A 14,187-nucleotide genomic window follows, 5' to 3' on the forward strand; every position below is an offset into this window, starting at 1 on the left:
TCCGATGGGCGCACAACCGCGCGGTTGCGTCGCGCTTGCACTGGGATGTCACCGCGGTGAACCTTATCGCGCCTACGCTCGGCTGCGTGGTACTGCGCGAATCCGAGGGCGGGTCGGAGGCGGCCAGGTTCGGCGACGAACCGGTGGCGATGTTGGCCACCGTGCGGCCCGATGGCACACCGCATGTGGTGCCGGTGGTTTTCGCGCTGACCGACGGCGAGAACCCGGTCGTCTACACCGCGGTGGACGGCAAACCGAAGTCCGGGCGACGACTGCAGCGGCTGGCCAACATCGACCACCATCCGGCGGTGAGCTTGCTGGTTTCGCAGTACGACGACGACTGGTCGAGGCTGTGGTGGGTGCGCGCCGACGGCATCGCGCAGATCCATGACGGCGACGCCGAAGCCGAGACCGGTCTGACGGCGCTGCGCGCCAAGTACCCGCAGTACCGCTCGGTGGGGCTGGAGGGGCCGGTCATCGCCGTGCAGGTCACCCGATGGGCGTCCTGGCAGGGCGGCTAGTCGACGGACGTGGCAGTCTTCGCCGCCGGCGCCAGCGCTTCCTCGTAGGCACCCTCGTCGCGGCCCAGCGCGATGGTGCCCGCGACCATCGCGGCGGTCGACACCGCCAGCGCGAGCGCGTCCCACCGACCGACGTCGAGGTGCTCGCCGAGCACCACGGCACCGAGCAGGACCGCGATCATCGGTTCGAGCACGAGCATGGTGGGCACCGAGGTCTGCAGGGAGCCGGCGTGGAACGCCGATTGCTGCAGCAGCATCGCCACCACGCCGAGGATCACCAGCAGGTACAGCACCGGAGTACTGAGCACCTCGCCGATGCCTTCGTGGGTCAGCAGGTGCATGACCAGTTTGGTCAGCACGGCCACCACGCCGAACAACACGCCCACCGCGACCGCCAGCAGCACCGCGCGCCGCCACCCGACCGATCGCGTCGCAACGATCACGCACGCCAGGACCGCGGCCGTGCACACCACGGCCACCAGTGCCGACGACGACAGCGACGCCTCGTAGTCGCCGGGATTGGCCTTGGCCAATACGACGAACACCGCCAGCGCGACGGTCAGCAGGACGGCCCATCCCCACTCGGCGCGGGTGACGCGGCGGCCCGCCAGGTGGGCGGACAGCGGTAACGCGAACAGCAGCGCGGACACCAGGATGGGCTGGACCAGCAGCAACGAACCTTCCGCGAGCGCCAGCGCCTGGAACAGGAAGCCGGCGAGCGCGGCGGCGGTGCCGGCCCACCACAGCGGACGCCGGATCAATGTCGCGAACATCACGCCGCTGATTCCATGCTCGGCGGGCACGTCGAGGGTGGCCCGCTGCCGTATCACGATCCCCAGGGCGAGGAACACCGCAGCAAGAAGCGCAAGCAGCACCGTCAGTCCATGGCCGATCACCCGACTAGGACAACACATCCGCGGCTCGTGTGCGTACTCCGGTGGCCCCGGGCGTAATGATCGATCTTGTTTCGGTGTGTCGGTACCGGGCTATTACCGGAGGCATGAAACTGCGACAGCTGATCTTGGTTGCCGGGATAGCGGCTTTGCTGGTGGGTGTCATCGCGCTGTTGGTGCCGGTGTCGGTGTCCGGCCCGGACTCGAACATCGGGTGCGGCAACGGGATCTCGAAGGATCTGTCGCAGGCTCAGCAGGTCGATGATCAGAACCCGGCGAACCTGCCCATCCTCAACGAGATCGTCCCGCACCGCGACTTCGTCGTCGAGTGTGAGTCGGCGGTGTCGTCGCGGCGGTCGTGGGCCATCCCGGTTGCCGTCATCGGGGTGGTGTTGGTGGCCGGCTCGTTTGTGGTGGGTCGCGGAGCGGCCCGTTAGACCGTGGGTCGCGGAGCGGCCCGTTGAGTCGGGTCGCGGAGCGGCCCGTTAGACCGCGCGGAGGGTCGGTGGCTCCGGCTCCGGCGCGATCCGGTCGTTGACCGACGCCACCACCGAGTCGACGCGGTCCACGGCGCGGTCGCACATGTCGCGGACCCGGTCGCCGGCGGTGTCGACGTCGTCGGCGGCGCTGAGCAGGTAGGCGCGCACGGTGACCCGGAGACGCTCGCCGACGGTTCGCAACCGCCGCCGGAGCCGGTCGTCGACCTCGACGGTGATGTAAGGCAACACCTGGAACTTCATGTGCCCTCCCCTTCGTGGATGCCTGCGCCCCACTTAACCAGGAGTCACTGCACCTGCGCCAGGGTGCGGCCGGCCGATTCGCGCAGGGTGAGCACCGTGGCCAGGGAGACCAGAGCCGCGACGATCAGGTAGAACGCAGGCGCGATCGGGTTGGCGGTGGTGGCCGTCAGCCAGGTCACCACATACGGCGTGGTGCCGCCGAAGATCGCCACGCACAGGTTGTAGCCGACGGAGAACCCGCTGAACCGCACACGTGTCGCGAACATCTCGACGCCCGCGGAGACGGCCGTGGAGATGTAGATCGACTCGATGGCGGCCAGCAGGCAGTGCGCGACGATCGCGGCCACCAGCGACCCCGAGTTCAGCAGCAGGAACAGCGGGTAGCCCAGCACGACGAACGCCACCGCACCGGCGATGAGCAACGGGCGCCGTCCGATCCGGTCCGACAGCATGGCCAGCGGCAGGATCAGCACCAGGGCGACCAGGCATGCCAGTGTGATCGATACGAACGACGCGGTCTTGGAGAATTCCAGCGTCTTGATGAAGTACGTCGGCAGGAACGTGAACACGATGTAGTAGCCGATGTTGAACACGATGAACAGGCCCATCACCTGCAGGATCTGGCGCCTCGATGTCGAGATCGCCTCGCGCAGTGGCGAATCGGAGGTCTGCTCGGCCTTGTTCAGCTCGGCGAACTGCGGGGTGTCGCCCAACCGCAGGCGGATGTAGAGGCCGACCAGTCCCAGTGGGCCGGCGATCAGGAACGGGATGCGCCACCCGTAACTCTCCATCGCCTCGGCCGGTAGCAGCGCCTGCAGCAGGGTCACCGTGACCGAGCCGAGGAGGAAGCCGACCACCCCCGACCATGCCATGAAGGTCACCGTCACACCGCGGTTGCGGTCGCTGGCGAACTCGGCCAGATACACCGCGCCGCCGCCGTATTCGCCTCCGGCCGAGAACCCTTGCAGGCAGCGCAGAATCAGCAGCAGCAGCGGCGCGGCCAATCCGATCGTCTCGTAGGTGGGCAGGAGGCCGATCCCCAGCGTGGCTGCCGACATCAGCAGAATCACGATGGCCAGGACGCGCTGGCGGCCGATGCGGTCACCGAGCGGACCGAAGAAGAACCCGCCGAGGGGGCGCATGAAGAACGCCGCGGCGAAGATCGCGAAGGTGTTGAGCAGCGCGGCCGTGTCGTTACCCGCCGGGAAGAACTGCGCGGCGATGAAGGTGGCGAGGAAGCCGTAGATGGCGAAGTCGAACCATTCGACCGCGTTGCCGATGGAGGCTCCGGTCACCACTTTCCGGATGTCGGACGCCATGTCACCCTCCCGAATTTAAGCGGGGCGCTGAGTATTTCGCTTAACACGGCTCCGGGTGAGCCGTGCCAGGGCAACATATCGCGGCGGCGCCGGACGACATGTCCCGGCCCGCCGCGGACTAGGGTCAACCGCCCGCCCGGCGGTACTCCTTGTCAGCGGCTCTGACCGCTTGCGCGGCGTCGCGGACGGCTTGCTTGCCCGAGTCGTAGGCGTCCTGCGCTGCGGTCAGCGCGGTCTGCGCGTCGCGCAGTCGGCGTTCGGCGTCCTGGTGGCGCAGCCGCGCGGTCGCCAGGTCGGCCTGCAGTTCGGTCAACGCATCGTCGGCCTGAGCCTTGGCCCGTTGTGCGGCCGTCAGGGTGGCGTGGGCGCGCTGGCGCTGCCGGTTGTCCTCGGGGGGCTTCTGCCGGCGGGCCGGCGATTCGGGCCCCTGCCGGCGGGCCGGCGATTCTGGCTGCTGCCGGCGAGCCGGCGATTCTGGTTCCTGCCGCGCTGCGCGTGGTGCGGGTTTGTCCTTCTTGACACTCGAAACCGCTGTGGCCGAGCCGAATTCACCGAAACCCGACCATTGCTCGGCCTTGGCCAGTCGGCCCAGGCGGGCGGTGACCTCAGGGTCGGCGACCGCGGCCTGCAAGGTGGCGGTGACGTCGTCGCGCAGCGCCGCGGTCGGCGCATCCACGGCGGCCAGGCGCAGGCCTTCGCGGGCCAGCTCGTCGACCAGACGGCGTTGTTCTGCGGTCAGGGAACGGATCTCGGTGCCGTCCATCGCCGCGTGCGCATCGCGCAGGCGCGCCCCCAGATCGGCCAGTCGGTCGCGGGCCGAGGTCTGCAGCGCCAGGACGTTGACCACCCAGGCCGCGGCGGTCGGTTTGCGGCTACCGGCGATGCGTTTGGCGGCCGCGGTGTCGCCGCGCTGCTTGGCCTCGGCGGCCAGCCGGGTGCGCACGGCGGTGAAGTCGTCGCGCGGTGCGGAGTACAGCGCGTCGAGTGCTTGCTCGGTGGCCTCGTCGCCGGCCATGAGGGTCAGCCGTCGACCCGCCGGTACTGGTGGCGGCGTATCGGTTCTCGACCGGGCGGCTGCTGCGGCGTCGGCAGCAACGGCACCCGCGGGCGCACCGGTACGCGGGTCTCGTAGTCGGTGGTCAGCTCGAGCGATTCACCGGCATGACGGATCTCCAGCTGCGAGTGCGGTCCGTCGCGCAGCGTGTAGGTGACGCATTCGTGGTCGGCCTCGACGGTGATGCGGAATTCCCGCCAGCGCAGGCGGAATCGCAGCATCGAGATGCCGGCGGGCAGATGCGGATCCAGCGCCAGGACGCCGTCGTCGTCACGCAGCCCACCGAAGCCCGCCACCAGCGCCGTCCACGCGCCGGCCAACGATGCCAGGTGCAATCCGTCGGACGTGTTGCGATGAAGATCGCGCAGGTCGATCAACGCCGCCTCGTAGGCGTAGTCGTGGGCGAGTTCGAGGTGGCCGACGTCGGCGCACATCACCGCCTGGGTGCACGCCGACAGGGACGAGTCGCGGGTGGTGCGCCGCTCGTAGTAGTCGACGTTGCGGGCTTTCTGTTCCTCGGTGAACGCGTGGCTCTGCCACTGCATCGCCAGCACCAGATCGGCCTGCTTGACCACCTGCGCCGGATACAGCCGCACGTAGGGCTCGTGCAGCAGCAGTGGATATTCGGTGTTGGCGGTGAAATCCCATTCACGCAAGGTGGTGAAGCCGTCGTTCTGCGGATGCACGCCGAGTTCCTCGTCGTACGGGATGTGCACGGCATCCGCGGTGTCACACCAGGCCGCGATCTCCTCGTGGTCGACGCCCAGTTCAGCCGCCGCGTCCGGGCGGCGCCGGCAGGCCCCGGCGGCCGCGCGCAGGTTCGCCGCGGCCATCAGGTTGGTGAACACGTTGTCCCGGACCACCGCGGTGTACTCGTCGGGCCCGGTGACGCCGTCGATGCGCCACAAGCCATTTCGGTCGCGGTGCCCCAGCGATTGCCACATGCGTGCGGTGTTCACCAGCACCGCCAGCCCGCATTCCTTCTCCAGGGTGTCGTCGCCGGTGACCACGCGGTAGCGCTCGAAGGCCATCGCGATGTCGGCGTTGACGTGGAATCCGGCGGTGCCCGCCGGCCAGTACGCCGAGCATTCCTCGCCGCGGATGGTGCGCCACGGGAAACACGCGCCCGCCAGATCGAGTTCCTCGGCGCGGGCACGGGCCAACTCGAGGGTCGACGCGCGCCAGCGCAACGCGTCCGCCGCGGCGTACGGAGCGGTGTAGGTCAGCACCGGGAGAACGAATCCGTCCATGTCCCAGAACGCGTGCCCGTCGTAGCCGGTCCCGGTCAGCCCTTTGCCGGGGATCGCCCGGGCTTCGGCGCGCGCGCTGGCCTGCAGCACATGGAAGAGCGCGAACCGCACGGCCTGCTGGCAGTCGGGGTCACCTTCGACCTCCACGTCGGCGCAGTCCCAGAAGTCGTCGAGGTACTTGCGTTGTTCGGCGAGCAGCCCGTCCCAGCCGCTGTACCGCGCGCTGGCGATCGCGGCGGCGACCTGGTCGCGCAACGCCGGACGCGACCGCAGGCTCGACCAGCCGTAAGCGATGTACTTGACCACCCGCAGACGTTCACCGGCATTGAGGCCACACACCACGGTGGTGCGCGCCCAGTCCGGGCCCGCGTCACCGCTGATGTCGAGCCGGCCCGGTGCGTCGATGACGTGATGGTCCATCGCGGCAGCCATCGTCAGGTCCGAGGCGCGGGTGCGGTGCACCAGCATCGCGCCGCGTTCGCTGACCTCGTGCTGCACGGGTTCGAGGGGCCGGTTCAGCACCGCCGCGACGCGCGGGTCCTCCGACGGTGACGGCAGGTCCTCGTTGGCGACGAGCTCGGACTGCAGGGTGATCCGCACGGGTTCGCCGACGGCCTCCACCTCGTACTCGATGGCTGCCAGACCGCGCTGCTCCAGCGACACCATTCGGACCGTGCGCAGCCGAATGGTCTTGCCCGCCGGGGATTCCCATTCCGCGGTGCGGCGCAGCACACCGGCACGCATGTCGAGGACGCGTTCGTGGGACAGCAGATCGCCGTAGCGGGTGTCGAACGGCTCGTCGTCGACCAGGAGCCGGATGATCTTGCCGTTGGTGACGTTGACCATCGACTGCCCGTCCTCGGGATAGCCGAATCCGGCCTCCGCGTAGGGCAGCGGGCGGATCTCGAAGAACGCGTTGAGGTAGGTGCCGGGCAGGCCGTAGGGCTCGCCTTCGTCGAGGTTGCCGCGTAATCCGATGTGGCCGTTGGACAGTGCGAACAGCGACTCGGTCTGCGGCAGCAGGTCGTGGTGGAGTTGGGTCTCGCGCACCTGCCACGGCTCGACGGGGAACGCCTCGTCCTTGATCATCATGGCGCGAGCAGCTCCCCCAGGTCGGTGACGATGATGTCGGCGCCGTTGTCGCGCAGTTCTTGCGCCTGCCCACCGCGGTCGACGCCGACCACGACGCCGAACCCGCCGGCACGTCCGGCGGCGACGCCGGCGATCGCGTCCTCGAAGACCGCCGACTCGTCGGGGGTGACTCCGAGCAACTGCGCGGCGCGCAGGAACGAGTCCGGTGCGGGCTTGCCGGCGATGTTCTCCTCGCGCAGCGTGACGCCGTCGACGCGGTACTCGATGTAGGCCTCCAGGCCCGTCAGCTCGAGCACCGCTTGAGTGTTGGCGCTCGAGGACACCACTGCGCGGCGCAGTCCGGCGTCCGCCGCGGCCTGCAGGTAACGGCGCGAGCCTTCGAAGACCTCGACGCCGTCACGGCGCAGGGTCTCGGCGAACAGATCGTTCTTGCGATCGCCGAGCGCGAGGACGGTCGCTTCGTCCTCGACGATGTCGCGGCTACCCAGGAAGGACCGGATGCCGTCGAGTCGCGGCTTGCCGTCGACGTAGTGCTCGTAGTCCGCGCCCGCATCGAACGGGACGAAATCCGGCCCGCCCCGGGCACGCAGGTACTCGTCGAACATCGCCTTCCATGCCCGTCGGTGCACGCTTGCGGTGTCGGTGAGCACTCCGTCGAGGTCGAAGAGGCACGCGCGTATCCGATCGGGTAGGCCCAGCATCCCCCTCTTCTTACCCGCTCGCGCCGATCCTGACGCGGCGGAACGGTCTAACCGAGACCGAACAGTGCCCGTAGTTCGGCGGTGCGCCACCAGACCAGCGTCGCGAACAGGATGACGGCCGCCGCGGTCGCCGCGGCCTGCACCGCGTTGCGCTGACGGGCCGGCGCGTACATGTACGCGGCCGCCACCGCGGCACCGGAGACCAACCCGCCCAGGTGTCCCTGCCAACTGATGTTCTGGGAGCTGACCAGCGGGATGACGAAGGTGATCACCAGGTTCAGCACGATGATCCCGATCACCCCGCGCACGTCGGCGTTGAGTTTGCGGCCCACCACGAACGTCGCGCCGAACAGCCCGAAGATCGCGCCGGACGCGCCTGCGGTGGCCGAGTTCAGCGACGACAGCAGGTAGACCAGCACGGACCCGCCCAACGCGCTGAGCAGGTACAGCGCGCCGAATCGCAACCGTCCCAGCGCCATCTCCAACGGCGGTCCGACGATGTAGAGCGCGAACATGTTGAACAGCAGGTGCACCAGGCCGTAGTGCAGGAACGCCGAGGTCAACAGCCGGTACAGGTCGCCGTCGGCGACCGCGGGAGCCCACAGCACCAGGTCGCGCTCCAGTGCCGCGGACGTCGACTGCAGGATGAACATCAGGACGTTGACCGCGATCAACGCGTAGGTCAGGATCGGCGCGGCCCCCAGCGCTGAGGTCGGTCGCCGGCCGCCGGCCGGGGTCTGGATCACCGGCGCGGTGCGCGCGGCGGCGCTCACACAGTCCGGGCACTGGTGGCCGACGGCGGCGTTGCGCATGCACTCCGGACAGATGAACCGGCCGCAGCGGGTGCACCGGACCCACGTGGGCCGGTCGGGGTGGCGGTAGCACGTGGGCGTCGGCGGTTGGGCGCCCGGCTGATAGGGGTGGCTCATAGCGTGAACCACGCTAGCGGTCGCGTTGCTGCGGCGTCCCCGGGCGGCCGGATTTCAAGATCGTCGATAACAATTCGGAAACACCGCACATCACGATCATTTAAGAGACGACACCGTATTTTGAGAACTCTCAGATTTCGCTTTTCGAATTGAGCCCTCAGCGAACGACATCGACGCTGATTGAGGCGAAGATCACCGCCTGGACCTGTAACGCCGGCAAACTCACGCCCTTGCGATTTCCGCAGCCGAGTTTGACCCATTCAAGACGCGGTTACCTTGGATTTCGGGCGGGGATCCGCAATGACCGATCAACAATTCGAAGGATCAATCCATATGAATTCCAAGGGTTTCACCGTGCCGACTTCGCGTCGCGCACTGGCCGGCGTCGGGGCGGCGTGTGTCTTCGGCGGTCTGGCCGTCGCCACCGTGGCCGCACCCACCGCGCTGGCGCAGCCGGCTCCGCAGTGCAGCGCCAGCTCGGTCGCCAACACCGTCAGCAACGTGACGGGCGCGGCCCGGCAGTACCTCGACACCCATCCGGGCGCCAACCAGGCGGTCACCGCGGCGATGAACCAGCCGCGACCCGAGGCCGAGGCCAACCTGCGTGGTTACTTCAACGCCAACCCGTCGGAGTACTACGACCTGCGCGGCATCCTGGCACCGCTCGGCGACACCCAGCGTTCCTGCAACATCGCGGTGCTGCCGGGTGACCTGCAGTCGGCCTACGACACCTTCATGGCCGGCTGACCTCTCCTCTGATGGCTGCGGCGGCGGGTGACCACTCGCCGCCGCAGCACTTAGACTGACTTCCTATGAAGCCCTCACGAGCGGCCGCGGCAGCCGCGGCGGTGCTGGCGGGCTGGTGCGCTCTGGCGCCGTCAGCGCTGGCTCAACCAGATGCCACCACCGAACCCGCACCACCGGCGCCCGCACAAGCCGCCGGCGCACAACCAGGCGAAGCGCCGAAGACCGTCATCGAAGGCGACGGAACGTACGCCGTCGGCACCCAGATCGTCCCCGGCTTCTACCAGTCGGCCGGACCCATCGACGACGGCGCCTGCTATTGGAAGCGCACCGCGGGCGAGAAGCTCGTCGACAACGCGCTGACCAAGAAATCCGCCATCGTGCACGTGATGCCGACCGACACGTCGTTCACGACCAGCGACTGCCAGACCTGGCAGTTGACCAACACCCCGCCGCCGCCGCCGGCCGGCCCGGGTGAACTGCTCGGACAGCTGACGCAGGTGATCGGCAGCGGCATGTTCAACGGAGGCCCGCGCTGACCGACGGCCGGATCAACGTTCCCGACGACCTCGACGCGGTCACCGCGGTCGGGTCGGAGGAACCCGGCGACGTCGACGGCGGCGCCGTCGAACGGATCTGGGATGCGGCCCGGCACTGGTATGCGGCCGGGATGCAACCGGCCATCCAGGTGTGCCTGCGCCGCAACGGTCGGGTGATCCTCAACCGGGCCATCGGCCACGCTCGGGGCAACGGCCCGTCCGACCCGCCCGGCACCCCACAGGTGCCCGTGCGCACCGACACCCCGTTCTGCGTGTACTCGGCGGCCAAAGCCATCACCACGACGGTGACGCACATGCTGGTCGAGCGCGGACATTTCTCCCTCGACGACCGCGTCTGCGACTACCTGCCCACCTACACCAGCCACGGCAAGGACCGCACCACCATCCGGCACGTGCTGACCCACAGCGCCGGGGTGCCGTTCGCCACCGGCCCGCGGCCCGACCTCAAACGCATGGACGACAGCGACTACGCGCGCGACATGCTCAGCCGACTCAAACCACTGCACCCACCCGGACTGGTGCACATGTACCACGGTGTCACGTGGGGTCCGCTGATGCGCGAGATCATCTCCGCGGCAACCGGACTCAACATTCGCGACATCCTCCACGACGAGATCCTGGCACCGCTGGGATTCCGGTGGACCAACTACGGCGTCGCACCCGAAGACGTCCCGTCGGTGGCGCCCAGCCACGTCACCGGCACGCCGCTACCCGCCCCGATCGCCAAGGTGTTCAAGATGGCGGTCGGCGGCACGATGACGCAGATCATCCCGTTCTCCAACACGCCGCGGTTCCTCACCGGGGTCATCCCGTCGTCGAACACGGTCTCCAACGCCGAGGAACTGTCCCGGTTCGCCGAAATACTCTGTCGCGGAGGTGAACTCGACGGCGTGCGGGTGCTTTCGGAGCAGACGTTACGCGAGGCCACCCGACCGTGCCGACGGCTGCGTCCCGACATCGCGACCGGGCTGATGCCGATGCGGTGGGGCACCGGATACATGCTGGGTTCGCACCGCTTCGGGCCATTCGGCCGCAACAACGCCGAAGCGTTCGGACACACCGGCCTGACCGACATCGCGGTGTGGGCCGATCCGTCGCGTGCGCTGTCGGTGGCCGTGGTCAGCAGCGGCAAGCCGGGCCGGCACAAGGAGGCCGACCGCTACCCCGCACTGCTGGACCGCATCAACGCCGAGATCCCGCGGGTGCGTTGACGTTCCGTGCGTCGAGAGTGCTTCCACGGTAGCGTGGCCGCGCCACCGGCTACCGTGGTTGCACTTTCGCGGGATCGATCTGCCGCTGCTCCCGCACCCCGCGGTAGATGCCGCGGCGCACGATGCCGCGCATCAGCACCGGTTCGAACGCCCACGCCGACACCCGGAACACCCGTCCGTTGGGCGCGAAGATCTCCAGGCCGTCGGGTTGGATGCCCAGCACCGAGCCCCAGCGTCGCGCCGGTGGTCGGTAGCGGCGCATCGTCTCCCCGGTGAAGAACGCGCAGATGTTGTGTGCGACAAGGCCGTCGGCGCGGTTGCGTGCCGAACTGCGCAGCGGGTCGGTGGCCGCGACGTCGCCGACGGCGAAGATGTCCGGGTGGTCGGGCGCCTGGAGGGTCTCGGTGACGCGGATGAAGCCGTCGGCGTCGAGGAGTTCCGGTGGCAGCCACTCGGTGTTGGGTGCCACCCGACCGATCGTCCACAGCACCACGTCGGCCCACGCGGGCGGCTGACCGCTGCGCCAACGCACCGGCCCACTGGTCATCTCCTCGGCGGTGAAGCCCTCCGGCAGCTCGGCTCGGTGGCCGGGATGCAGGCCGACCCCGGCGCGGGTCAGCCTGCGCTGCACCGCATCCCATGTTCGGGGGTGATGTCCGGTCAGCGCCCGCTGCCCCGGGAAGTACAGGTCGACGCGTTTGCCCGGCCAGGTGACGGCGATCTGGGCGGCGCTGCTGACCGCCGCGGCACCACCGCCGACGACGATCACCGACGGTGCGTCGGCGATCCGGCGGTGTGCGGCGCGCAGGTCCTCGTCGACCTGGGCGGCGGTCTGCAGGGTGGGCCGACGCCAGAACCCGTTGCGCACGCCGGTGGCGATCACCAGCGCGTCGTAGCCCAGAGCGGTGGCCGACCCGTCGGGCAGTTCGACGGTGACGCTGCGGGCGGCCGGGTCCAGGTGGGCGAGCCGCGCATGCACGGTGCGCACGCGGTCCAGGCCGCGGAAGCGCCCGAACTCCAGCCGGTAGTGGCGCGCCCAGTCGTCCGGGCGGGACAGCCGCCAGCCGAGCTCCTGTCCGCTGACCAGTGCGGGCTTGGCGGAGATGCCGACGACGTCGGCGCGCCGCGACAGGCGGATCGCGGTCAGCACGCCGGTGTCGCCCATCCCCGCGATGAGCACCCGCTGCTGCGTCACGCCGGTTCTGCCAGCCGGACCCGAAACATCGTCGGCCAGTTCTTCCCGGTCAGCAGGAACTCGTCGCCGCCGACATGGGCGATGCCGTTGAGCACCCCGGCGTCGACCGGGATGCCGCGCTCGCGCAGCCCGGCAGCTTCGACAACCAGATCGACGGTGCCTGAATCGTCGATCCGCACGATCGTGTCGGTGGGCCACACGTTGGCCCACACGTGGCCGTCGACGCACTCGAGCTCGTTGAGACCGGTCACCGGCCGGCCGTCGCGGGTGACGTCGACGCCGCCCGTCTCGACCAGGTCGGCCGGCTCGTGAAAACGCAACCGGCTGCTGCCGTCGCTGCGGATCAGTCGGTTCCCGTCGGCGCACAGGCCCCAGCCCTCACCCTCGACGGGAACCTCGCGCCGCGGCGTCAGGGTGGCCCGGTCCCATTCGACGGCGACACCGTCGCGGTAGGTCAGCTGCCAGATCCGGTCCCCGACCACGGTGATGCCCTCACCGAAATAGGAGCCGGGCACGTCGGTCGTGCGCCGCACCGTGCCGGCGGCCGGGTCCAGCTCCCGCAGTTGCGAGAGGCCGGCCAGCCCGGTGCCCTCGTAGAGGATGCCGTCGGCGATCTCCAGGCCCTGGGTGAACGCCGACGGGTCGTGACCGAACTCCCCCAGCACCTCCGGCGCCACCACCGGCGCGGCGGGAACGGCCTGCGCGTACGGCACCGCGGCGCCGAGCAGCCAGGTCAGCGGGAGCAACGCCGCCCAGAGGCGCCACTTTGTCCTATCGCGGGTCATACCGCCGTTCTACCGTGCAACGATGGCCCCGTGAAAGCGGTCAGCTGTTCTGAGGGCACCCTGCAGGTCGTCGACATGCCCGATCCGCGGCCCGCCGAAGGCCAACTGGTCCTCGACGTGCTGCGCTGCGGCATCTGCGGATCCGACCTCCACGCCAAAGACCACGCCGACGAACTCACCGAAGTGATGGCCGAGGGCGGCTACCACGACTTCATGCGCGGCGACACCCCGACGGTGATGGGCCATGAATTCTGCGGGGTGATCCGCGAACGCGGCCGCAAGGTCGGCAAGCAGTTCGCCGAGGGCACCACGGTGGTGTCGTTCCCGATCCGGCGCGCCGGCGGCGGCGTGCATCTGATCGGGCTGTCCCCGCTGGCGCCCGGCGCGTACGCCGAGCAGGTGGTCACCGAGGCCGCGCTGACGTTCGCCGTGCCCAACGGCCTGGATCCGGCCACCGCCGCACTGACCGAGCCGATGTCGGTGGCGCTGCACGCGGTGCGGCGCAGCGAGATCTCCGCCAAGGACGTCGCGATCGTGATCGGTTGCGGGCCCGTGGGTTTGGCCATCATCTGCCATCTCAAGGCGCGCGGTGTGCGGACCATCGTGGCCAGCGACTTCTCCCCCGCGCGGCGCGACCTGGCCATCCGCTGCGGTGCGCACGTGGCCGTCGACCCGGCCGTCGACTCGCCGTATGAGGCGGTGCCCCCGAATCAGCGCGGTCTGACCGAGCTGCCGAAGCTCATGGAGCTGGGTGTCGGGTCGATGGAGAAGCTGCGCAAGATCCCGGGCTGGGCGCATGTGTACCGGCTGGCCGACAGGTTGGGCGGCACCGCGCCGAAACGGCCGGTGATCTTTGAGTGCGTCGGTGTGCCGGGCATGATCGACGGCATCGTCGCCGCCGCGCCGCTGGCCTCCCGGATCGTCGTGGTCGGGGTGTGCATGGGCGAGGACCGGATCCGTCCCGCGATGGCGATCGGCAAAGAGGTCGAGCTGCGGTTCGTGTTCGGGCAGACCCCGCTGGAGTACCGCGACGCGCTGTACCTGCTGGCCGACGGCAAGGTCGACGCATCGCCGCTGGTCAGCGCCACCGTCGGCCTGGGCGGGGTGGGTGCGGCGTTCGACGCGCTGCGCGACCCGGAGACCCACGCCAAGATCCTCATCGATCCGGCCAGCGCGGTGACGCAGCCCTAGGT

At 69.3% G+C, this 14,187-nt stretch carries 15 protein-coding genes; 6 read left to right on the forward strand and 9 right to left on the reverse strand.

Annotation, left to right across the window (positions count from 1 at the left end; translation table 11 throughout):
• The first annotated feature begins 86 nt into the window (after positions 1–86).
• Positions 87–521 carry a TIGR03668 family PPOX class F420-dependent oxidoreductase gene (locus ACQI46_RS24925; RefSeq protein WP_427096728.1) on the forward strand — a complete coding sequence of 145 codons (435 nt, stop codon included), beginning with the start codon at positions 87–89 and terminating at the stop codon, positions 519–521.
• On the opposite strand, the gene ACQI46_RS24930 is transcribed toward ACQI46_RS24925, so the two are convergent.
• A complete protein-coding gene (locus tag ACQI46_RS24930) occupies positions 518–1,417 on the reverse strand; it encodes a DMT family transporter (RefSeq protein WP_427096729.1) in 900 nt (299 codons plus the stop codon). The two genes, ACQI46_RS24925 and ACQI46_RS24930, sit on opposite strands and share 4 nt — an antisense overlap.
• A 104-nt stretch (positions 1,418–1,521) precedes the next feature.
• On the opposite strand from ACQI46_RS24930, the gene ACQI46_RS24935 reads away from it, so the two are divergent.
• Positions 1,522–1,851, forward strand: coding sequence for an aminopeptidase (locus ACQI46_RS24935; protein WP_427096730.1), 330 nt, complete (start codon positions 1,522–1,524; stop codon positions 1,849–1,851).
• A 48-nt stretch (positions 1,852–1,899) separates the two neighbouring features.
• Here ACQI46_RS24935 and ACQI46_RS24940 read toward each other — a convergent pair whose 3' ends face one another.
• The 6 genes from ACQI46_RS24940 to ACQI46_RS24965 all read right to left on the reverse strand — a co-directional run bounded on the left by ACQI46_RS24940 (position 1,900) and on the right by ACQI46_RS24965 (position 8,499).
• Positions 1,900–2,154 carry a hypothetical protein gene (locus ACQI46_RS24940; protein WP_427096731.1) on the reverse strand — a complete coding sequence of 85 codons (255 nt, stop codon included), beginning with the start codon at positions 2,152–2,154 and terminating at the stop codon, positions 1,900–1,902.
• A 44-nt stretch (positions 2,155–2,198) separates the two neighbouring features.
• A complete protein-coding gene (locus ACQI46_RS24945; RefSeq protein WP_427096732.1) occupies positions 2,199–3,473 on the reverse strand; it encodes an MFS transporter in 1,275 nt (424 codons plus the stop codon).
• A 124-nt stretch (positions 3,474–3,597) separates the two neighbouring features.
• On the reverse strand, positions 3,598–4,488 hold the full coding sequence (locus ACQI46_RS24950; protein ID WP_427096733.1) for a hypothetical protein: 891 nt from the start codon (positions 4,486–4,488) through the stop codon (positions 3,598–3,600).
• Between the two features lie 5 nt (positions 4,489–4,493).
• A complete protein-coding gene (locus ACQI46_RS24955; protein ID WP_427096757.1) occupies positions 4,494–6,866 on the reverse strand; it encodes a glycoside hydrolase family 65 protein in 2,373 nt (790 codons plus the stop codon).
• Positions 6,866–7,570, reverse strand: a complete 705-nt coding sequence (locus tag ACQI46_RS24960) for a beta-phosphoglucomutase family hydrolase (RefSeq protein WP_427096734.1) — start codon at positions 7,568–7,570, stop codon at positions 6,866–6,868. The genes ACQI46_RS24955 and ACQI46_RS24960 overlap by 1 nt, the downstream gene beginning before the upstream one ends.
• Before the next feature lie 47 nt (positions 7,571–7,617).
• The gene (locus tag ACQI46_RS24965; RefSeq protein WP_427096735.1) at positions 7,618–8,499 is read right to left on the reverse strand and encodes a rhomboid family intramembrane serine protease; all 882 of its coding nucleotides are present in this window, start codon (positions 8,497–8,499) and stop codon (positions 7,618–7,620) included.
• Between the two features lie 333 nt (positions 8,500–8,832).
• On the opposite strand from ACQI46_RS24965, the gene ACQI46_RS24970 reads away from it, so the two are divergent.
• The 3 genes from ACQI46_RS24970 (at position 8,833) to lipE (ending at position 11,014) form a co-directional block, all read left to right on the forward strand.
• Positions 8,833–9,246 (forward strand): heme-binding protein, encoded by a 414-nt coding sequence (locus ACQI46_RS24970; protein ID WP_427096736.1) that lies wholly within the window; start codon positions 8,833–8,835, stop codon positions 9,244–9,246.
• A 65-nt stretch (positions 9,247–9,311) separates the two neighbouring features.
• A complete protein-coding gene (locus tag ACQI46_RS24975) occupies positions 9,312–9,782 on the forward strand; it encodes a hypothetical protein (protein WP_427096737.1) in 471 nt (156 codons plus the stop codon).
• The gene (gene lipE / locus ACQI46_RS24980) at positions 9,779–11,014 is read left to right on the forward strand and encodes a lipase LipE (RefSeq protein ID WP_427096758.1); all 1,236 of its coding nucleotides are present in this window, start codon (positions 9,779–9,781) and stop codon (positions 11,012–11,014) included. Before ACQI46_RS24975 ends, lipE begins: the two co-directional genes overlap by 4 nt.
• Positions 11,015–11,063: 49 nt before the next feature.
• Here lipE and ACQI46_RS24985 read toward each other — a convergent pair whose 3' ends face one another.
• On the reverse strand, positions 11,064–12,209 hold the full coding sequence (locus ACQI46_RS24985) for an FAD-dependent oxidoreductase (RefSeq protein WP_427096738.1): 1,146 nt from the start codon (positions 12,207–12,209) through the stop codon (positions 11,064–11,066).
• Positions 12,206–12,994, reverse strand: coding sequence for a glutaminyl-peptide cyclotransferase (locus ACQI46_RS24990; RefSeq protein ID WP_427096739.1), 789 nt, complete (start codon positions 12,992–12,994; stop codon positions 12,206–12,208). Before ACQI46_RS24990 ends, ACQI46_RS24985 begins: the two co-directional genes overlap by 4 nt.
• Before the next feature lie 30 nt (positions 12,995–13,024).
• Here ACQI46_RS24990 and ACQI46_RS24995 point away from each other — a divergent pair, with 30 nt between their 5' ends.
• Positions 13,025–14,185, forward strand: coding sequence for a zinc-binding dehydrogenase (locus ACQI46_RS24995; protein ID WP_427096740.1), 1,161 nt, complete (start codon positions 13,025–13,027; stop codon positions 14,183–14,185).
• Positions 14,186–14,187 lie beyond the last annotated feature (2 nt).

Source organism: Mycobacterium sp. SMC-4 (assembly GCF_050205565.1).
In the GTDB taxonomy this organism is placed as follows: Bacteria; Actinomycetota; Actinomycetes; order Mycobacteriales; family Mycobacteriaceae; genus Mycobacterium.

Coding starts and splice junctions, on each gene's coding strand:
- ACQI46_RS24990 (WP_427096739.1), bottom strand. CDS start 12,994: ATGACCCGCGATAGGACAAAGTGGCGCCTCTGGGCGGCGTTGCTCCCG.
- ACQI46_RS24945 (WP_427096732.1), bottom strand. CDS start 3,473: ATGGCGTCCGACATCCGGAAAGTGGTGACCGGAGCCTCCATCGGCAAC.
- ACQI46_RS24955 (WP_427096757.1), bottom strand. CDS start 6,866: ATGATCAAGGACGAGGCGTTCCCCGTCGAGCCGTGGCAGGTGCGCGAG.
- ACQI46_RS24940 (WP_427096731.1), bottom strand. CDS start 2,154: ATGAAGTTCCAGGTGTTGCCTTACATCACCGTCGAGGTCGACGACCGG.
- ACQI46_RS24975 (WP_427096737.1), top strand. CDS start 9,312: ATGAAGCCCTCACGAGCGGCCGCGGCAGCCGCGGCGGTGCTGGCGGGC.
- ACQI46_RS24950 (WP_427096733.1), bottom strand. CDS start 4,488: ATGGCCGGCGACGAGGCCACCGAGCAAGCACTCGACGCGCTGTACTCC.
- ACQI46_RS24935 (WP_427096730.1), top strand. CDS start 1,522: ATGAAACTGCGACAGCTGATCTTGGTTGCCGGGATAGCGGCTTTGCTG.
- ACQI46_RS24960 (WP_427096734.1), bottom strand. CDS start 7,570: ATGCTGGGCCTACCCGATCGGATACGCGCGTGCCTCTTCGACCTCGAC.
- ACQI46_RS24970 (WP_427096736.1), top strand. CDS start 8,833: ATGAATTCCAAGGGTTTCACCGTGCCGACTTCGCGTCGCGCACTGGCC.
- ACQI46_RS24965 (WP_427096735.1), bottom strand. CDS start 8,499: ATGAGCCACCCCTATCAGCCGGGCGCCCAACCGCCGACGCCCACGTGC.